This is a genomic window from Rhodococcus sp. 05-2255-3B1 (assembly GCF_002258545.1).
GTDB lineage: Bacteria > Actinomycetota > Actinomycetes > Mycobacteriales > Mycobacteriaceae > Rhodococcoides.
The window spans coordinates 131,885-151,602 of the sequence record NZ_NOZC01000035.1 but is presented as its reverse complement, the minus strand read 5'-3'; the positions used below and the strand labels follow the sequence as shown (position 1 = coordinate 151,602).

The following is a 19,718-nucleotide window of genomic DNA, read 5'->3' as shown; positions in this document are numbered from 1 at the left end:
AACATGCCTCCAAGAAGAAATGAAGGGAGAGATGACATGCATGCTGTCGTCATGACCGGTAACGGTGGTCCGGATGTGCTGAGTTATCGCACGGTGGCCGACCCGACTCCCACGCCCGGTCAGGTGGTCGTGCGCGTGTTGGCCTGCGGAGTCTGCGGCCATGACGTGGCCGACCGCGCCGGCTTGACGAAAGTGGGCGCGGGAGTAGTTCTCGGTCACGAAATTGCGGGAGAGGTGGTTGCAACCGGCGCCGCTGTCCGTGGTTTCACTGCCGGTGATCTCGTGGCCGGCAAGCAGCATCATACGTGCCGCACCTGTCGGGAATGCCGCTCCGGAGACGAATTGGCCTGCTCCGAAGCAAATTTCGTCTACGGCGGGTACGCCGAATACGTCGCGCTGGAACAGGACGTCCTGATGAAGGTCCCGGACGGCGTCGATATGGCTGCGGCTGCGGTCTCGGCCTGCGCGGTCGGAAGTTGTGTCCAGGCGCTCGAGGACGTCGCCCGTGTGCAGCCGGGTGAAACAGTCGTGATCACCGGCGCGGGGGGTGGACTGGGCCTGCACGCCATGCAGATCGCACGGCATCTCGGTGCCCGGGTGATTGCAGTGACCTCCTCCCCCGCCAAATCCGACCTACTCACGGCATACGGTGCCGACGACGTGGTGGTCGCGTCTGCCGGTATCGCAGAACAGGTGCTCGAACTCACCGGCGGTGCGGGTGCCGAGGTGGTTCTGGACAACGTCGGACTCGCGAACGTTTTCGACGGCTGCTTCAGGTCATTGCGCCGGCGTGGTCGGTATGTGTTCACCGGGCAACTGGAACGAGAGAAGATTTCGCTGTATCCCGCGTTTGTGTTCTTCAAGGAAGCGGTTGTCACGGGGTCCGCATCTACCACTACGGCGAGCTTCCGTCGGGCACTGGATCTGGTAGCCGCCGGGGCGGTGCGGCCTGTGACCCGAACGTTCGCACTGGCGCAGACCGACGGGGCGCACAGAGCAATCGGGAATTCCGACGTTGTCGGTCGCGCTGTTCTCGTTCCGTTCTGACCTCGGTCGTATCGAGGCGCACTTCCCACGGTAAGCGCTTCGGTGCGGGTTGCTTCGCCGGAGCAACCCGCACCGAAGCGTTATCGGTGTTCGGACCACCGTGACAGCACCGTGTCCACTGTTTCATCGGTTCGTGGCGGCTGTACCGTGCTCGGCGTTCGATCGAACCGGGGAGCGGGTGCCGGTTGCAGTACACCGTCGATCTCGAGGAAAGTACCACGAGCGACGTTGTGCGGATGTGCCGCAGCTTCTTTCATGTCGAACACTCCTGTCGCACAGGCCTGGTGCCCTTGAAAGGCTTCGGTCCATTCTTCGAGGGTTCGTTGTGCAACCGCATTGGCAAAAACGAGCTTCATTGCGGGCCAACGCGATCGATCGAATTGAGGTGAGAGCACCTCGGGGTCTATGTCCAACACTTGCACCAATTCCCGATAGAACTTGGGCTCGACCGAACCGAAGGCCATGTGGCGGTTGTCCTTGGTGGTGTACACCTCGTAGAACGGTGCCCCTGTATCGATGACGTTGGTGCCGGGTGGTTCGACCCATGAACCGCGATTCATCCACCCCATGATCGAGGTCATCAGCAGTGCCGACCCGTCCAGCATCGCGGCGTCGATCGTTTGTCCCATGCCCGATCGGTTTCGTTCGATCAGCGCGGACAGCACCCCGACGGTCAACAGCATTCCGCCGCCCCCGAAATCGGCCAATAGGTTGAGTGGTGGGAGCGGACGCTCGCCCTCGCGAGCGATGTACCGGAGAACCCCGCTGAGGGCCAAGTAGTTCACGTCATGGCCTGCAGCATCCTTCATCGGTCCTGTCTGTCCCCAGCCTGTCATGCGGGCGTAGATCAGGCCTTCGTTGCGAGCATGGCAGTCGTCCGGTCCTATACCCAGCCGTTCCATGACGCCCGGACGAAATCCTTCGAGGATCACGTCGGCGTTCGCTATGAGTTCCATCGCGCGCTCTCGATCGCCAGTGGTCTTGAGGTCGAGTTGAACAGCCGATCTACCGCGCCAGATTGGGGTTTCTTTGTCTCCCATCCACGCGATGTCCTCGGTGTCCCCCGACGGAGGTTGGGTCGGGGGATCGATTCTGACGATGTCCGCGCCCATGTCGGCCATCATCATGGCCGCGAAGGGAACCGGGCCGAGGCCCGCCAACTCCACGATCTTCACACCATCGAGCGTGCCCATCAGCGTTGTCCGTTCATCCGTTTTGTCCGATTGTCGTCGAGTCGGTCATCACTGACCGACCATCGCCGAACTGGCGAAGATCGACTTGTATTCGAGGTAGTTGCTCAGCGCTTCGGGACCGAGCTCCCGTCCGATACCGCTGTCTTTCATTCCCCCGAACGGAGCACCCAGATCGAGGCTGTAGTAGTTGATTCCGATCGTTCCGGTACGTACTCGTCGGGCCACGTCGAGGCCACGGCTTTCGTCCGTGGTCCACACCGAGCCCGCAAGCCCGTAGTTGCTGTCGTTGGCGATCTTCACCGCCTCGTCGTCGCCATCGTAGGGAATGATCGCCAGCACAGGACCGAACACTTCCTCCCGAGCCAGCTCGTCGGAGTTCTGCACGTCTGCGAACACGGTCGGCTCCACGAACCAACCGCGGCCATCGCCGCGAGGTGTCCCGCCACCGGTGATCAGACGAGCGTCGCTGGCGATTCCCACGTCGATGAAGTGCCGCACGCGAGCCAATTGCGACTCACTCGCCATCGGCCCACAGGTGACAGCGGGGTCGAGGGGGTTGCCGACGGTCATTGCAGACGCGTAGCCGGCGACGGCATCGACGACCTCTTCGTAGCGGGATCGGGGAGCGAGGATTCTGGACTGCGTGGTGCATGTCTGGCTGTTGTTCATGAACGACGCACCATCCAAGCCCTGCACGAAGGTGCCGAGGTCGGCGTCATCGAGGACGATGGATGCCGACTTACCGCCGAGTTCCAGCGTCACACGGCGGATCAGCCGACCGCACTCAGCTCCGATGACTCGGCCTGCGGCAGTCGAGCCGGTGAAGGCGACCTTGTCGACTCCCGGATGCGATACCAAATAGCTTCCGACTTCTCTGCCTGCCAGCACGATGTTCAGAACGCCGGGTGGCAGCTCCGCTTCGACTGCGGCGTCGGCAAGGAGGTAGGAGTCCAGTGCTGTTTCCGGGGAAGGCTTCAGGACGACCGTGCAGCCGGCTGCCAGCGCGGGGGCAATCTTTGTCATGGCCAGGATCTGAGGATAATTCCACGGTGTGATCGCGGCGACGACGCCAACAGGTTCACGCCGGACGATCGTCGAACCGGCTGCACTCACCCGAACTTCCTCGAGCGGAAAGTCGGTGATCCAACCGGCGTACATCCGCAGAAGTCCCGCGGGCGCTGCGCCATTGAACGCCGAGGACAGTGCGATCGGCATTCCATTCTCGCGGCTGACGAGGGCGCTGATCTGATCGGCACGTGCATCGAGTGCGTCTGCAAATCGATTCATCGCAGCGGCCCGCTCTGCAGCGCTGGTTCTACCCCATGGACCGTTGTCCAAGGCTGCTCGCGCCGCGCCGACGGCTGCGTCCATATCGGATTCTGTTCCGAGACTTGCCGTTCCCAAGGCATCGCCGGTAGCGGCCTCGATAGCGACGTGCGACCGGTCCGACGCCGGCGAGGCCCACTGGCCGTCGATGAAGAATGCGGTGCGATCCGTCTCGACAGTCGAGTCGAACGTTGCGGACATGGTTCCTCCTGTGTGGGATTTTCGGGAGTTGTATAGAAACTAGACAACACGCTCACCCTCTGCGGGGTTAGAGCTGGCACTTCCAGGGTTGCGAGGGCTAGATTCTATATGATTGTATCATTCTAGTAGTGATTCAAGACACAGTGCCGTCGTTGACTTCACGGACCGATTTGTCGGTACGGGTCACACGACTGGCACATGCCGTTTCCGCGTGGACGCCGCTGATGGAAGGCCGGGCCGATAAATGAACGAATTGCACGCCGACAATTGCCTGCTGGAAGGGCTCGAAATCATCGAGCTCGGAGAGGGGCTCGCAAGTTCGCTCTGCGGTCGAATACTGGTGGATCTAGGAGCGAGAGTGGTGAAGATCGAACCTCCGCAGGGAGATTGGCTTCGCCGATTCGAGCCACGTCACGAAGATGTGTCATTGGCCCACCGCCACTGCTCGATGGGCAAGGAGATCGTGACGACGCGGTCGGAAGTCGAGTACCAGAATGCTGTCACAGCGGCAACGGCCACTGCGGATGCTGTGTTCGACCATCCGCAGTCCCATCAGGATCCGACATCGCTCGCGTGGCTTCGCAGCCGTGAGGATCTGGTGCTGTGCGACATCCACGATGGCGCATTCGGGGAAACGACGAGACTGGGAGAGAACGGAATACAGGCGACAACCGGCCTGTGCGGGTACTTGGGTTCGGTGGAGGACTCCCCCCGCAGCGTACGTGCAGATGTCGCCTCGCTGGCGGTGGCGTCGTTCGCCGCCCAGGCCATCCTCGCCGCGCTGTTCGCGCGAGAGCGGACCGGAGTCAGAACCGTCGTCGACGTGTCCGCTACCCGATCGATCGCGTCGATCAAATCGTTGACGTGGGCAGCACAACATTGTCCCGACGCGTGGACCGGATTTCACTGCAACGCAGAGACGGGACCGGTGCAAGTTCCGTATCGAGCCGCTGATGGTCCGATCTCGTTCGATCTGGGCGCCGTGTCGATGCCCGCCTACGATCTGCTCGAAGGCGAGCTTGGGCTCGACATCGACATGACCGATCTGACACCGTCGGACATTGCCGGCTTCGGTGACGATGCAACTCGATACCGGGACGCGATCAACGCTGCCATAGGGACGATGAGTGCACACGACGTGGGTCTGGCGGTCCAGCGGGCAAGGGGTATCTCGGTTCCGTATACCCAGCTCTCTCACATTCCCGATGTTGCGCAAGTACAGTGCCTGAAGCCTTTTCACACAACGACCGACTCAGTGGGCGTGGCCGTCAAGACGCCGATTCGCAGCGCTTGCGCGACGGCACCGGTTGAATCCGGCAGACACACGAGTTCCGAGCCACTCGATTCGGCGGGGGCCGGGGGGCCTCTTGCCGGCGTGAAGGTCATCGATCTCGGCATTGCGGGCGTGGGCCCTTGGGGTGCCACGCTGCTCGCGTACCTGGGTGCAGATGTGGTCAAGATCGAGTCCCCGTCCGGTGACATGATTCAGCAGGTCGAACCCGACCAAAACGGGCGCCGCACCACCTACGCTGCGCTCAATCTCGGCAAACGAGTACGAGTTCTCGACCTCAAGACGGCCGACGGCCTGGCGGCACTCGAAAGCGCCATAAGGGAATCCGATGTCATCACCGAGAATTTCAGGCCAGGTGTCATGGCGAGGTTCGGTCTGACCCCGGCCGACATCGTGGCCTTGAATCCTCGGATCGTCACCTTCAGCTCTACCGGCTACGGCACCGAGGGACCATTCACCGAGCGGCGGGCAACGGACGGCCACATTCAAGCGCTCAGCGGATTCGCAGCGGCGAACGGACGCGGATCCACGCCGGAAGTGCTGCGCTACAACGGCTTTCTCGATCTATTGACGTCAACGATGAACGCGGTGGCAATGATCGCGGGATTGGTTCACAGCGCCCGCACCGGCAATGGCACCACGGTGTCCAACACCATGCTCGGTACCGCACTGTTCGCCGAGCAGGTCGCCATGGCCTCGGCGCTCGCGGGTGCCGAGGAACCGACGAATCTCAGCGAGCGAGCCGAGTACGCCCCCGCAGGGGCATACCGGACCAAGGATGGGTGGGTGGCGCTCGACGTGCGGAACGATCACGAGTGGGCCGCACTGCAATCCGTGCTGGAACCTCACGGGAACTCGGCGGCCCCCATCGAATTCGTCACCAATGCCGAACGAACGGCGAATCGGGATTTACTGCGACGATGGATCGAGGATCGCACACGTCGTCTCCCCACTCGTGCATGGACACTGATGTTCCATCGATCCGGAGTACCGGGTGCGGCGTACATCCGCGATGCGGAGAACCTCTGCCGCGCCGAGGCGGGTGACATCAGCCTGATCACCTCTACCCGAGGAGATGGGCACGATCCACTGTTCGTCGGAGCCTCACCGTGGGCCTTCGCTGCGTTCGGTTGCCCGGTGCCACCACCACCGCAGGCATATGAGACTGACGAAGACACAGTCGGTGTCCTTCGATGAGCGTCGACGTTGCTCGAGACGTAGAAGCGATCGATGCGCTGACGGCAACCCTGCCGGCCGGCCGCGTCATCGACGATGCCGACGTGATGAACGCCTACGCGCACGACGAAGCACAGTGGGCACCGTTCGTGACACCGTTGGCAGTGGTTCGCCCGCACACCGAACTCGAAGTACAGCAGGCGGTGAAAGTGTGTCTGCAGTACTCGATTTCCATCGTGCCGCGTGGGGGAGGAACGGGTTTGTCCGGTGGCGCGAACGCCACACCGGGATGCATCGTGCTGGTCCTGGACAAACTCGACGACATCAAAGAGATCAACGTCGACGAGCGACTGGCCGTAGTGGGTCCCGGAGTCATCAACAACGATCTACGTCGAGCATGTCTCGAGCAAGGTCTGTGGTACCCGCCGGACCCGGCGAGTGCCGCCTGGTCGAACATCGGCGGTAATGTCGCGACCAACGCCGGCGGGATCTGCTGCGTCAAATACGGAGTCACCCGTGACTACGTTCTCAGTCTTCGAATGGTCACAGGTACAGGTGATGTGGTCAGCGTCGGTAGACGAACAGCGAAAGGCGTTGCCGGGTACGACCTGGTGGGTTTGCTGGTGGGGTCGGAGGGGACGCTCGGCATCATCACCGAGGTGACGGTCCGGCTGTTGCCGGCTCCTCCTCCCTCTCGCACCGTTGCGGGGTACTTCGATTCACTGGTCGACGCAGGACGCGCAGTCGCTGCCATTGCGACTTCAGGGCTGACGCCGGCGGCGCTCGAACTGATCGACCGCCAATGCCTGGTCGCCGTCGACGAGTGGAAGAAGATGGGATTGTCCACCGAGGCAAACGCTATCCTGTTGGGCCGCAGCGACACTCCCGGAGTCGAAGGAGACCAGGAGGCACAGGCGATACTCGAGTGCTTCGAGAAGTCCGGTGCGACCTGGGCAGCGGTGTCCACCGATCCCAACGAAGCCGAGGCGCTGTTCGAGGCGCGGCGGCTCGCGTACCCAGCGATGGAACGGTTGGGGCGTGTGATGACCGAGGATGTGTGCGTCCCGAAAATGGCGTTGCCCGACATGTTGGCGAGGATCGAAGCGATCGCACAGCGACATGACACCGTCATCGCGAACGTCGCCCATGCGGGCGACGGAAACCTTCATCCGATGCTGTTGGTTCGGCACGGTGACGAACACGGGAGGACCCGCGCCGAAGCCGCGTTCTCCGACATCATCACCGAAGCGCTCGAGCTCGGGGGTACCGTAACCGGTGAACACGGCGTCGGGCTGTTGAAGAAGGACGGTTTGGCGCAGGAGCTGCCCGGCCCAGTGATGGACATTCATCGCGCGATCAAAACCGCCATGGATCCCCTCGGACTTTTCAATCCGGGCAAAGTCTTCTGATCCGATCTCTTCGGCATCGAGCCCGCTTGCTGCTCACAGCGAGCGGGCTCGATGCCGGAAAGTACATCTCAGCCGGCGGCGAGAGCGGCCAGAGCAGGGACGGAAGTTGAGAGCGACGTGAGCAGTTCTGCGCGGGCGCTTCGGTAACGCGCGACATTGTCGGTCTTGATGCTTTCATATCCGCGCACCATGTCCGGCAACTCGGCGATCGCGACCGCAGTGGCCAACGATTCTGGGGTGAGATGACGAGCAAGCTCGAGCACGGTGTCGGTGTACTCGACAACGAGTTCACGTTCGAGCCGCCGAACGTGTGCGTAGCCGAACACATCGAGCTTGGTTCCTCTGACGCGTCGCAGTGCGACGAGCGTTCGCAGTGCCGGGCGGAAGTTGCGTCCGAGAGAGAGTTTGTTCTTCATTCCCAGGGCACGAAGAACGGGCGGGTGCAGCCTGATGGCGGCCTTGTTGCCACGCCCGAAACCGGCAGCAAGCTCGGCATCGAACTGTGGATCCAGTGCCAGGCGCGCCACCTCGTACTCGTCCTTGTACGCCATCAGCTTGTACAGGTAGCGGGCGACGGCCCGGGTCAGATCTTCCGAGCCAGACACGGCCGCGTTCTCCAGGGTGCGTACCTGCGCAATCGTTGTGCAGTAACGAGTTGCGTAGTCATGGTTCTGGAATGCCACGAGATCATCGACACGGGCCTCCAGAAGATCGACCAGTGGACCCGTTCGTTCCTGCGTGATCGAGCCGATCGCCTCGAGGGCGAAATTCGACAACGCCATCGGGATGCTCGAAGCCGCGCTGTGCGTGCGAGCATCGAGATCACGGCGCAGAGCATCCGGATCGGCAACGGCTTGCCGTCCCCGCCGAAACGCCTGCAGATTGACCGCGACCGATGCACCGTTGAGGGTGATCGCCTGTTCCACGGCCTCGGTGCTCAACGGCATCGTGCTTGCTTGAAATGCTGCACCGACAGCAATCATGTTGGAGTACTGCTCGTCGTCGAAGAGCTCGATTGCGAGTGTGCCTGGATCGAGGTAGAACGTTCGCGCACAGGCATTCTCGATTGTCGACCGAATGGTCGACTGCTCCGGAAACGACACCAACGTGTCTACGATCATCTTACCGGTGGGGATCTCGGTGGTGGAGACCACGGCCGATGTTCGCAGCCGCGACGCCACTTTGAGATTTCCCGGTTCGGTTCCGACAAGAGAATCGCACACCAGATACAGGTCGCACGATTCCGCACCGACTTTGTTGGAGCGTTCGTGCGCCGTCGCCGACATCTTGATGTCCGAGATCACCGCACCACCTTTCTGCGCCAAACCCGTCTGATCGAGGCTCCGCACATCGAGCCCGTCCAGCACGGCTGCAGTGGCCAGAATCTGGGCCACGGTGATGACGCCCGTTCCACCGACGCCCATAATGCGCATGTCGAATTCGTCGATTTTCTCTTTGCGCTCGGGTGAAGGAAGGTGGCCTGCATCGAGGTCGGCCACCGGTGCTTTCTGTTCGGCCACACCCGGAACGACGGTGACGAACGATGGGCAATCACCGTCCAAGCAGGAGAAGTCGAGATTGCAGGACGACTGGTGAATCTCGGTCTTGCGGCCGAACTCGGTGGCAATCGGTCGAACGGACAGGCAGTTGGACTTCGCGCCGCAGTCGCCGCAGCCCTCGCAGATCCGTTCGTTGATGACGACGCGTTCCGCCGGGGTGTCGATGGTCCCACGCTTACGCTTACGGCGCTTTTCAGCAGCGCATTCCTGATCGTGAATAAGTACGGACACACCGCTGACCGTCGCCAATTCGCGTTGGACCTCGGCGAGATCGTCTCGATCGCGAACACCGACGTCCTTGGGTAGCTTGAAGGATTTCACTCGGCGTCGATCTTCGGTTGTCACGACGATTTTCGACACGCCCTCGGCCTTCAGCAACTGGACCAAACGATCCAGCGGCATACCACCGGTGGGGTCCTGACCTCCGGTCATGGCGACGGTGGCGTTGAACAGAATCTTGTAGGTGACATTCACTCCGGATGCGACAGCGGCGCGAAGCGCAAGGCTTCCCGAGTGCATGAAGGTACCGTCACCGACGTTCTGAACGAAGTGATCCTCTTCCAGGAAGGGTGCCATCCCTATCCATTGGGCACCCTCGCCACCCATCTGGGTGACTCCGAGAACGTCGCCCGCCTGGCTCTCGTCCATGACCAGAACCATTGCATGACAACCGATTCCGCCACCGACAATGGTGTTTTCATTGACTTTGGTCGACGAGTTGTGTGGGCACCCCGAACAGAAGTACGGCGTCCGGTTCATGATCGGCAGCATGATCCTGCGGTTCCGTGGTCTGTCCCGCCACTTCGATACCGGCTCGATCTCGTACTGTTTGCCGAGCCTTCGGGCGAGTCCGGTGGTCACCGAGTCGACATCGAGTTCACCATTGGCAGGGAAGAGGGTGAGACCGGAGGAATCGATCTTGCCGGTGATGGCGGGCGCGTTCACGCGACCGTAGAGAATCTCTTTGACGCCCGTTTCGATGAAGGACCGCTTCTCCTCCACCACGATTATTTCGTCGAGACCGTCGGCGAACTCGCTGACCACTCGAGGATCGAGTGGGTAGATCATGCCCAATTTTAGAATGCGAATACCGAACTTGTTCAGAGCCCCATCGTCGAGACCGAGTATTGTCAGTGCATCGCGCACATCGAGGTACGTTTTGCCGCTGGCAATGATGCCGATTCGGTCCGAGGCACCTTTCACGACGACACGATTGAGGTCGTTCAGACGCGCGTACTCGACTGCTCGGGGCAATCTGGTCGAGATCTGACTCTCTTCCAGAGCCGCGAGGTTTGTGCCCATGAGCTTGGCCGATGGGACATGGGTGCTCGCACCGAGTTCGCCGAAGGTGGGGTCGAGTCGAAGCGGATGTACATCTGCAGTACTGGCACCGTCTGCCACCGCAGTGGCAACTTTCAGCGCCGACCACAGGCCGGTGAACCGAGAGAGAAACACCGAGTGCACGGCGAGGTCCAGCATGTCCTGGGAATCAGCCGCATACAGCGTAGGGATGTACAGATCCGCAAGAGCAGATTCGGACGAGCAGGGATAGGTGGACGACTTCGCTGCCGGATCGTCGCCGACGAGCGCGACCACGCCGCCTTTCGAATCGGTCCCGATCAAGTTCGCGTGGCGAATGGCATCGCTGGCGCGATCGAGCCCGGGCGCTTTCCCGTACCAATATCCGGTGACGGAGTCGACTTTCAACGTACCGGCTTGTCGTGCAAGTTGGCTTCCGGCGACGGATGTCGCCGCCAGCTCTTCGTTCACGGCCGGTCGATGCACCACTCGCGAGTCGGCGAGGAACTTCTGTCGTCGCATGATCTCGAGGTCGTATCCGGCCAGAGGTGAGCCCTCGTACCCGGAAACGAAGCTCGAGGACACCAGGCCGCGCCGACTGTCGAGTAGTGCACGGTCGCGAAGTGTGCGTACGAGAGCTTGGATTCCGGTGAGGTAGATACCTCCTTCCTGGCGAAGATAGCGATCGTCGAGGGAGAACTGGCGCATGGTGTCGGTAGGCATTGTCAAAGTTCCTGATCTTGTATGGGTCGGAGCGCGAGAGCGCTGGGCAAGTTACTTCGACCCGGGTCGAGTCGTATGTTCAGGACCGAACTGATCGACGACGCTTTCGATGATCGCGTTCGCAGATTCTCCTGCCCTGGTCGACAGGTCGTTGAAGACGCCGAAGATGGGATCCCAAGGCACTACCGTCAAATTCGCCACCTGTCCGCGTATCACGTACGGGTCGGTCCGAAGCAATCGATCGAGGGCTTCTTCGTCCTCGCTGCGAAACAGCAACGCGGCAGTGCGGGACGAATCATCGTCCGGCGGTGTCGGCCCCGACGCCAGAAGAGTTCCCTCGCTGACTTGTTCGGCTATCCACTCCAGATGTGGAGCGAGATGTTGTCGCCAGCCCTCTGGGTCGGGGTGCGCGTACGTGACTATGAACAGCGTCAAGGAAATCTCCTTCTGGTCGACTCGAGAACGCAACGGTACTGTACGACATTGTATAGAATCGTACTGAGGTTTCAAGGCAGATGAGTCGCCTCCTCCGTCCAAATGACCGTCGAACCACAGCCAGACAGCGGGTCTCGATGTCTGAGCAAATTATATTTTCTGTTGAAAGGGTCACCAATGTTCACGTTGAATGCCGAGGAATCCGCCTTGGTCAAGACCGTCAAGGACTTCGTCGAGAAGCAGGTCAAGCCCACTGCGCATGACCTGGAGCACGCCAACGAGTACCCGGAAGAACTCATCGACACGATGAAGGCGATCGGTATCTTCGGTCTCGCGATCCCCGAACCGTACGGCTACGGCACAGTGTCGATGCCCTGCTACGTGCAGGTCACCGAGGAACTCGCCAGAGGGTGGATGAGCCTGGCGGGCGCAATGGGTGGACACACTGTTGTGGCCAAGCTGATCGTGCAGTTCGGGACCGAGGAACAGAAGCAGAAGTATCTGCCGCGCATGGCAACTGGGGAATTGCGAGCCACGATGGCGCTCACCGAGCCGAGCGGAGGATCGGACCTGCAGGCGATGCGTACCGTCGCCAGACCCGAGGGTGACGGCTACGTCGTCAACGGAAGCAAGACATGGATCACCAATGCCCGTCGCGCCGGCTTGATCGCCCTGTTGTGCAAGACCGATCCGTCGGCCGAACCGGCGCACCGAGGAGTTTCCATTCTGCTGGTCGAGAAGGTTCCCGGCTTGACCGTCTCCAAGGACCTTCCCAAGCTGGGCTACAAGGGCGTGGAGAGCTGCGAGGTGAACTTCACCGACTGCAGGGTGCCTGCCGACGCGCTCCTCGGCAGCGAAGAAGGCAAGGGCTTCGCCCAGATGATGAAAGGTCTCGAGGTTGGCCGGATGCAGGTAGCAGCGCGTGCAACCGGCGTGGCACGCGCAGCGTTCGAGGATGCGCTTCGATATGCGCAGGAACGCGAAAGCTTCGGAAAGCCCATCTGGCAGCATCAGTCGGTCGGAAACCTTTTGGCCGATATGGGAACCAAATTGTATGCCGCACGCAGCCTCCTCTTCGATGCCGCCGAACGTGTGGACTCCGGCGAGCGCTGCGACATGGAAGCCGGCATGGCCAAGCTGTTCGCGTCCGAAACCGCCATGGAGATTGCGCTCGGCGCCGTTCGCGTTCACGGTGGATACGGCTACTCGACCGAGTACGACGTCGAACGATACTTTCGGGACGCGCCGTTGATGATCGTCGGAGAGGGAACCAACGAGATTCAGCAGGGTGTCATCGCAAAGCAGCTCGTCAGGCGTGGCGGACTCGCGATCTGATCACGTCCTCACCCCCCCCCCCCCACGACTGCCGACGATCGGCAGAAGTGGGGGGTCACGGACGCGGTTCGTGCTCGAATACTTTCAGGGACAGACACTTCCGCCCACCTTGGGACGCCGTGACGGTAACGGAACCGGCCTCGCGTCCGTCGATCTGGAAGTCGATCCGCTGACCGCAGTATGCGGGCGCGAGGAGCCGATAGCTGCTGAAGACGACATGACTTCCACTGTCGCGACGGGCAACTTCCAATCCCATCAGAGCGATCAGCGGACCGTGAACTACAAGTTCGGGATGCCCTTCCACCTCGGTCGTGTAGGTCCGGTCGTAATGAATGCGGTGGACGTTGTAGGTGAGCGCGCTGAACATGAACAGCAACCGCTCGTCGGGCAACAAACCTATCGACGCCTCCGGCGCAGGAACGCTGCGCGGGACAGTGGCAGTGCCTGCTTCGACGCCGGCAGGCAACCGGTACACGATGTCGCGTTCGTCGGTCACGCACAGCTGTCCGTCGACAAACAGCTGATGCCGTTCCGTCACCAGAAGCATCCAGCCGGAGCGCCCCTCGCGGATCTTCATCGAGTCGATCTCGCTGACGCGACGAACGCTGTCGCCGATCCTGATCGAACCTGTCACGGCGATGCGCCCGCCGCCGAACATCCTGCGGCGATTGGCGATATCGGGAACCAACATGTCCTGAGCAGGGTGGCCGTCGGGACCGAGTTCCGCGGCAGTGAGTGCCGGTCGCAAATAGACCTCGTGCCACAACGGCGGGAGGACGTCGCCCTCTCCTACCGAAGGAGACCCCAGGAGTGCCGCCAGTGCCACCGCCGGCCAGGGACCGAGGACGCCATCGATCACGACTGGTTTCGGCTCCCAGGAACCGACCACTTTCCGAAAAACCGACGGGGCTTCACTCGTCGTCATGTTCACAATCCCTCGTTGGTTAGGCACCTACCACTGATAAAAATATAGTATATAGAATAGGATCAACCGTGACCGCCGACTGAGGAACCGACCCCACGCATGAACGACTCGACAATCAGTGACGCACGCACCCTCCTGTTCGTACCCGGCGACAAACCGGAGCGTTTCGACAAGGCCGTCCACTCGGGTGCGGATCTGACCGTTCTCGACCTCGAAGATGCAGTGGGATCCACCGACAAAGCGTCGGCCAGAGTCAACACCGTCCGCTACTCGTCCGGTGGGATCCACGTGGCTATTCGAATCAACGACGCGTCGACTCCGCACTTTCGCGACGACATGGACGCTGTCATGGCGCTCGAGTGCACCGTTGTTTTGGCCAAGTCGACCGCCGAGTCGGTGACCACCCTGACGAAAGCGCTTCCGACACACCGGGTCATTGCCCTGATCGAGACCGCCCGAGGCGTCCTGGACGCGGGTGCCATCGCCGAGACAGCCGGCGTCGCTCGACTCGCACTCGGTGCTATCGACCTCGCTGCCGAACTCGGCGTCGATCCGAACCGATCACCGCTGATCGACCGAGCGCGAAGCGACCTCGCATACGCCTCCGCCGCCGCGGGACTCCCAGGCCCGATCGACGGTGTCACACCCTCCATCGGCGACGATGCAGCCCTCGATCATGACATCGCGCGCGCGCAGGAATTCGGATTCACGGGCAAGCTGTGCATCCACCCACGCCAAATCGAGGCGACCCATTCCGCTATGGCTCCGACCGATGCCGAGGTGGCATGGGCACGTCGAATACTCGGCGAAGCGGCCGACCCGAGCAACGGATCGGTGTTCACCGTGGATGGATGCATGGTCGACAAACCGGTGATGGACCGCGCACGAGCGATCGCCGCACGAGCAGGAAGAACACGATGACCAAAACATCGCCATGACCTGTGAGATCCAGCAGACGACTGCGCTGGCATCACTCTCAGTCGGCGGCGGCGACCGTGATTGTACGCGTTGATGTTTCGGACTCTCACATCGGATTCATCCGCCAGGGCCGTAGCCGTAAACCGCATGTGCGACCAGTTTGTCACCATCGTGAGCGACGTCGTGGGCGTCTCCGACGCCCCAGCGCTGCGCAGCCATCCTCCTGACCGGCGCACACGGAGTGCCTCGTCCGCTACCTGCCTCCTGCAATATCCCGGCTTACTTTCCTCGCTCGAGACGTTCAGACAGCACTGAGGCCCACCCAATCCGTCCGAGGTTCCCCCGGATGGTGGACTCCGAGATAGCGAAACCGAGGGTTCCGTTGGAAGGATGCCTCATGTCCCGCACACGCAGGTCGTTCACGACCGAGTGCACGGTCGAGTCCGCCCGTAGAGTGATCGATTCCGGCCACACCATCGCCGAGGTCGCCCGTGAACTGGGCACTAACGAAGCTTCACTCTCAGCCCGGCCATCACCCGCCCAGTCCGAGCGCATCCACCTGCGTCCACACGAATGCTCACCGATGAGTTAGCAACGAGTTGTGACAGCTTGTGACATCGAGCAACATATCCTGCCCACGACCCGGCAAATCCCCAGGTCACAAGCGACACATAAACCCAGGTGGACGAACCGAGCTCGCACAAGAAACGAGCGGCCACAACAGGCCAAAAAGAGACGGCCCCAACCGTTTTCGCTGGTCAGAGCCGTCCGAAAGAGCCTCCTAACGGGATTGAACCGTTGACCGCTCGCTTACAAGGCGAGTGCTCTACCGCTGAGCTAAGGAGGCAGTGAAGCGAGGCAATCATATCCGTTCATCGGACGCTCAGTGTCAACAGGTACCTTGTCGGTGGATCACCCCAGCAACGTGTAAAGACGGTCATGACTTTCCTGCAAGACCTGACGGCTTCGCTGAGCCGTCTCACCGGTGAGCGTCGGGCCACCATCGATACACCGACCGCAGCACCGTCGCCCCTTCGTCCGATCGATCTGACCGACGATGCGTCGGTTGCGGAGGTCCTCGATCTCGCGGTTCGCGTCGGCGAAGTTCTGTTGGCCTCGGGCACGGCAGCGATGGATACGGCGACTCAGGTGCAGTTCATCGCCGCGACGTACGGCCTCGCTCGGTGCGATGTGGACGTCACGTACAACTCGATCACCCTCAGTGCGCACCGCGGCCCGACGCGTCCCCCGGCGTCGACGATGCGCATCGTGCATTACCGGTCGATGGATTTCACGCGGCTGGCCGAGGTCGACCGTCTCATCCGCGCCGTGCGCGTGAAGATGGTGCCGCCTAGTGCGGCGCTCGAGCGGCTCGACGAGATCACCAAGGCTCCGCACCCGTACAACCGGTGGATTGCGACTCTGGCGTGGTCTGGGATGGCCGCGGCCATCAGTGTGCTGCTCGGCGGTGGCGCGCTGGTTGCTGTGGTCAGCTTCCTGACGACGATGGTGATCGACCGCATCGGACGCGTACTCAACCGCGCGGGCCTGCCGTTCTTCTTCCAGCAGGTCGTCGGAGGCTTCGTGGCTGCGACACCGGCGATCACCCTCTACAACTTCCAGGACCAACTGAACATCGACATCTCGCCGTCGCAGATCATCGCGGCCGGTGTGATCGTGCTGCTCTCGGGTCTCTCGCTCGTCGGCTCGGTGCAGGACGCGATCACCGGCGCCCCGATCACCGCGGTGTCCAGATTCTTCGAGGTACTGATGATGACCGGCGGCATCATCGCCGGCGTCGCGACATCTCTGCGGTTGGCTGCGCTGATCGGCAGCGATCTACCGCAGATCAGCAATCTGGCCCCACCGGACATCCTGCAGGTCCCCACCAAGGTGATCGCCGGCGCGGCAGCGTCACTGTTCTATGCATTGGCCTGCTACGCCGAACGTCGTGCGCTGACGGCTGCATTCATGGGCGGCTTCGCGGGCTCGCTGGTGTATCTGCTCTCGCAGACTCTCAACGTGGGACCGATCATCGCCTCGGCCATCGCCGCTACCGTCGTCGGATTCGCAGGTGGTCTGTTGGCACGTCGTGCGCTGATTCCGCCGCTGATCGTCGCCGTCGCGGGCATCACTCCACTGCTCCCCGGCCTGGCGTTGTATCGCGGTCTGTACGCGATCCTCAACGACCAGCTACTGCTCGGCATCAGCTCGTTGTTCGCAGCGTTCGGCGTCGGCTGCGGTTTGGCCGCGGGTGTGACACTCGGTGAGTGGGGTGCCCGAACCCTGCGTCGACCACGCATTCTCGCGCGCACCGAGGAACTACTGCGCCCGACGCTTCGCCGCACAGAAGAACCGCGCCGACCGACAGTTCGTCGGCGGCGCGGTACGAGTCCTTCGTAGAAGGCGGAACTCAGGCCTCGGTGCTAGGGGTTCCCTCAGCGGATGCGCGTGCAGCAGCGTCGGCCTCCATGGCCTCACGCAGGCTGCGCGGACGCATGTCGGTCCAGTTCTTCTCGACGTACTCCAGGCACGCGGCGCGGGTGTCTTCACCGAAGACGACACGCCATCCCTGAGGGACCTCGGAGAACGTCGGCCACAGCGAATGCTGGTCTTCGTCGTTGACCAGCACGAAGAAGCGTCCGTCTTCGTCATCGAACGGGTTGGTACTCATCTCGCCTCACTCGTCGCGAACGTTTGGTTGGTAAGTCTGCACCGTGAGGTGCCACACGACCCTAGCAACGCAGGTCGGGCCGTGGTGCCGTCAGGCCTTCAAGAAGCCGAGCAGTTCGGCGTTGACGGCCTCGGGACGCTCGAGATATCCGTAGTGCCCGGCGTCCGCGATCTCCACGTACCGGGCACCGGGGATGGCGTCGGCCAACTCCTTGCCCAAGTAGGGCGGGATCATCCGATCGTCGGCGAATCCGACCGACAGACACGGCACTGCCACCCCGCGATAGGCGGCAGTTCGATCGAAATCGTCGTCCATTCCCAGCTGAGCGCGCACTCCGGCGGACGGTGAGGAGGCAGAGAACTCGAACAGGTCCAGCCAGTCACGCGCCCCGCGAGAATCGCGCAACGTCGCAGGCGACAGGTTCATCACCGCGGTCACCGCGGCCGAGTAGGTGCCGGGAAGCTCCACGCGCTTGTCGTAGAGGGCTCGTTCACCCTGTGCAAGTGTTTTCTGGAACTCGTCGACCCGCGCGTGGCCGGCGAGGAACACCGCTTTGCGAACCAGGTCGGGCCGGCTCAGCGCGAGCTCCTGCGCGACGCGTGACCCCATCGACGTTCCGACGACGTAGGCCTTCTCGTCACCATTGCGGACGAGCTCGATCAGACCGGCGGTGTCGGCGACCATGTCCTTCATGGTGATGCCGTGTGTGCTCTCCGACGAGGGAGCGATGCCGCGATTGTCGAACGTGCACACCCGGTAACCCGCTGCTGTGAGCGCCGGCACCTGATGCAGCTCCCACACACGACCGGGGCTGCCGGTGCCCATGACGAGAACGACCAGGTCTCCACTGCCTTTGACCTGGTAATTGATGTCGATGCCGTTGATCTTGGCGATTGGCATACGTCTCCTTACTGCTGATTCGTCCGTCGGGGATCGTATCGTCCGATACCGACGTGGGGTTACTCGAACAGCCAGTGGGTACCTGGTGTTACATGACTGACGAGAACGTAGCGGGCGAAGCACGCAAGGGACTGCTCGACGGAATCAAGGGCAAGGCCAAAGAGGTCGCGGGTGCGGTGACCGGCAACGACTCGTTGACAGCCGAGGGCCAGTTGCAGGCCGCGCAGGCCCGCGAGCGCAAGGAGGCCAATGCCACGGAGCGGGTCGCCGAGGCGCAGGCCACCGAGGCCGCCGAGGAGCTGGCCGATGTGCGCACTGCAGCGGAGAGCCGTCGGGAAGCCGCAGAAGAGAACGCCGCGGTCACCGAAGCCAACGCCGATCGGGTTCGCCAGACTCAGCTCGCCGCCGCCGAACAGGAGAAGCGTGAGGCAGTGGCGCAGGAGCGCGCTGCAGCCGAGGTCGACGCGACCGCCGAACAGATCGAAGCCGACGAGGACCGTCGCATCGAGCAGGCCGCAGCCGATTCCGACGAGATGGTGGCCGCACAGAAGCACCAGGAAGCACTTCGTCAGGCCGAAGCCGATCGCAAGAAGGCCGAAGAGCTCCGCAACCAGGCCTGAACCACTACCTCGAACCAGGAGTTTCGCTTCATGAGCGTTTTAGCCATACCACTGACCATCCTTCGCATCCAGTACAAGATCGCCCGAATTCCGTTGCAGCTCATCGAGACCAACGTCGTCGAGAAGATGAACGCAGAAGCACCCGCGCGTCTGGTGTACGAGCACACGCTCGGATCGCTGGACCGCGCCGTCGGAAACCTGTTGGGAGACAAGAGCCTCGCCGACCGCGGCGAGACCCTCGTCGACAGCACCGAGAACCGCGCCGAGGCAGCACGTCTCGACGCCGAGGCTCGGGCCAAGAAGACCGCGGCCGACGACGAACTGAAGGTGGCTCGCGAGACCGCCGAGAAGGATCGCCGCGTAGCCGACGCCGCTGCCCAGGAAGCCGCACGTGACGCCCGCCAAGAGGCCGAGCAACGCAAACGCGAAGCCGCAGAGGAAGCCGAGCGCAAGGCCGCTGCGGAAAAGAAGAAGGCCGACGAGCAGGCCGCGGCCACCGCGAAGGCCGCCGAGGATCGCAAGAAGGCTCAGCAGGCCCAGGTCGACAAGCAGGAGAAGCTGGCCGCAGCGCCGTCCGAGGCCGAATTGGCCGAGGCCGCCGAGCGTTCCGACGAAGCCGCTGCAAAGAAGGACGAGGCGGAGCGCATCGAGAAGCTGTTCATCGCGGAGAAGAACAAGGACTGACTT

General features: G+C 62.2%; 16 protein-coding genes and 1 tRNA gene. 9 read left to right on the top strand and 8 right to left on the bottom strand.

Going from position 1 to position 19,718, the window contains the following annotated elements; translation table 11 throughout:
- Positions 1–36: 36 nt before the first annotated feature.
- On the top strand, positions 37–1,047 hold the full coding sequence (locus CH249_RS20070) for an alcohol dehydrogenase catalytic domain-containing protein (RefSeq protein WP_179272990.1): 1,011 nt from the start codon (positions 37–39) through the stop codon (positions 1,045–1,047).
- A gap of 80 nt (positions 1,048–1,127) precedes the next feature.
- Here the strand turns inward: CH249_RS20070 and CH249_RS20065 are convergent, their stop codons facing one another.
- The gene (locus tag CH249_RS20065; protein WP_094683599.1) at positions 1,128–2,240 is read right to left on the bottom strand and encodes a CaiB/BaiF CoA-transferase family protein; all 1,113 of its coding nucleotides are present in this window, start codon (positions 2,238–2,240) and stop codon (positions 1,128–1,130) included.
- 48 nt (positions 2,241–2,288) lie between these two features.
- The gene (locus CH249_RS20060; protein ID WP_094683598.1) at positions 2,289–3,767 is read right to left on the bottom strand and encodes an aldehyde dehydrogenase; all 1,479 of its coding nucleotides are present in this window, start codon (positions 3,765–3,767) and stop codon (positions 2,289–2,291) included.
- A 244-nt stretch (positions 3,768–4,011) separates the two neighbouring features.
- Between CH249_RS20060 and CH249_RS20055 the strand changes: the two genes are divergently transcribed.
- Together CH249_RS20055 and CH249_RS20050 are read left to right on the top strand one after the other, a co-directional pair.
- A complete protein-coding gene (locus tag CH249_RS20055; RefSeq protein WP_094648509.1) occupies positions 4,012–6,255 on the top strand; it encodes a CoA transferase in 2,244 nt (747 codons plus the stop codon).
- Positions 6,252–7,643 (top strand): FAD-binding oxidoreductase, encoded by a 1,392-nt coding sequence (locus tag CH249_RS20050; protein ID WP_094683597.1) that lies wholly within the window; start codon positions 6,252–6,254, stop codon positions 7,641–7,643. The genes CH249_RS20055 and CH249_RS20050 overlap by 4 nt, the downstream gene beginning before the upstream one ends.
- Before the next feature lie 68 nt (positions 7,644–7,711).
- On the opposite strand, the gene CH249_RS20045 is transcribed toward CH249_RS20050, so the two are convergent.
- Both CH249_RS20045 and CH249_RS20040 read right to left on the bottom strand, forming a co-directional pair.
- On the bottom strand, positions 7,712–11,224 hold the full coding sequence (locus CH249_RS20045; RefSeq protein WP_179272991.1) for an indolepyruvate ferredoxin oxidoreductase family protein: 3,513 nt from the start codon (positions 11,222–11,224) through the stop codon (positions 7,712–7,714).
- A gap of 51 nt (positions 11,225–11,275) precedes the next feature.
- Entirely contained in the window at positions 11,276–11,659 is a 384-nt protein-coding gene (locus CH249_RS20040) for a YciI family protein (RefSeq protein WP_179273047.1), read from the bottom strand.
- 177 nt (positions 11,660–11,836) lie between these two features.
- On the opposite strand from CH249_RS20040, the gene CH249_RS20035 reads away from it, so the two are divergent.
- Entirely contained in the window at positions 11,837–12,994 is a 1,158-nt protein-coding gene (locus CH249_RS20035) for an acyl-CoA dehydrogenase family protein (protein ID WP_094648512.1), read from the top strand.
- Positions 12,995–13,049: 55 nt separating this feature from the next.
- On the opposite strand, the gene CH249_RS20030 is transcribed toward CH249_RS20035, so the two are convergent.
- A complete protein-coding gene (locus CH249_RS20030; protein ID WP_143545164.1) occupies positions 13,050–13,853 on the bottom strand; it encodes a hypothetical protein in 804 nt (267 codons plus the stop codon).
- A 165-nt stretch (positions 13,854–14,018) separates the two neighbouring features.
- On the opposite strand from CH249_RS20030, the gene CH249_RS20025 reads away from it, so the two are divergent.
- The gene (locus CH249_RS20025) at positions 14,019–14,840 is read left to right on the top strand and encodes a CoA ester lyase (RefSeq protein ID WP_094648514.1); all 822 of its coding nucleotides are present in this window, start codon (positions 14,019–14,021) and stop codon (positions 14,838–14,840) included.
- A 343-nt stretch (positions 14,841–15,183) separates the two neighbouring features.
- Complete coding sequence (locus CH249_RS28535; protein WP_143545432.1) at positions 15,184–15,429, top strand: transposase; 246 nt, start codon at positions 15,184–15,186, stop codon at positions 15,427–15,429.
- A gap of 183 nt (positions 15,430–15,612) precedes the next feature.
- Here CH249_RS28535 and CH249_RS20015 read toward each other — a convergent pair.
- Positions 15,613–15,684, bottom strand: a tRNA-Thr gene (locus CH249_RS20015).
- Between the two features lie 92 nt (positions 15,685–15,776).
- On the opposite strand from CH249_RS20015, the gene CH249_RS20010 reads away from it, so the two are divergent.
- Positions 15,777–17,240 carry a threonine/serine exporter ThrE family protein gene (locus CH249_RS20010; RefSeq protein WP_032396059.1) on the top strand — a complete coding sequence of 488 codons (1,464 nt, stop codon included), beginning with the start codon at positions 15,777–15,779 and terminating at the stop codon, positions 17,238–17,240.
- Between the two features lie 10 nt (positions 17,241–17,250).
- Here CH249_RS20010 and CH249_RS20005 read toward each other — a convergent pair whose 3' ends face one another.
- Both CH249_RS20005 and CH249_RS20000 read right to left on the bottom strand, forming a co-directional pair.
- On the bottom strand, positions 17,251–17,511 hold the full coding sequence (locus tag CH249_RS20005; protein ID WP_008710007.1) for an MbtH family protein: 261 nt from the start codon (positions 17,509–17,511) through the stop codon (positions 17,251–17,253).
- A gap of 90 nt (positions 17,512–17,601) precedes the next feature.
- Positions 17,602–18,411, bottom strand: coding sequence for an alpha/beta fold hydrolase (locus tag CH249_RS20000; RefSeq protein ID WP_094648515.1), 810 nt, complete (start codon positions 18,409–18,411; stop codon positions 17,602–17,604).
- 92 nt (positions 18,412–18,503) lie between these two features.
- Here CH249_RS20000 and CH249_RS19995 point away from each other — a divergent pair, with 92 nt between their 5' ends.
- Both CH249_RS19995 and CH249_RS19990 read left to right on the top strand, forming a co-directional pair.
- Entirely contained in the window at positions 18,504–19,031 is a 528-nt protein-coding gene (locus CH249_RS19995; RefSeq protein WP_045196860.1) for a hypothetical protein, read from the top strand.
- Positions 19,032–19,061: 30 nt separating this feature from the next.
- Positions 19,062–19,715, top strand: coding sequence for a hypothetical protein (locus CH249_RS19990; RefSeq protein ID WP_094683594.1), 654 nt, complete (start codon positions 19,062–19,064; stop codon positions 19,713–19,715).
- The last annotated feature ends 3 nt before the right edge of the window (positions 19,716–19,718 follow it).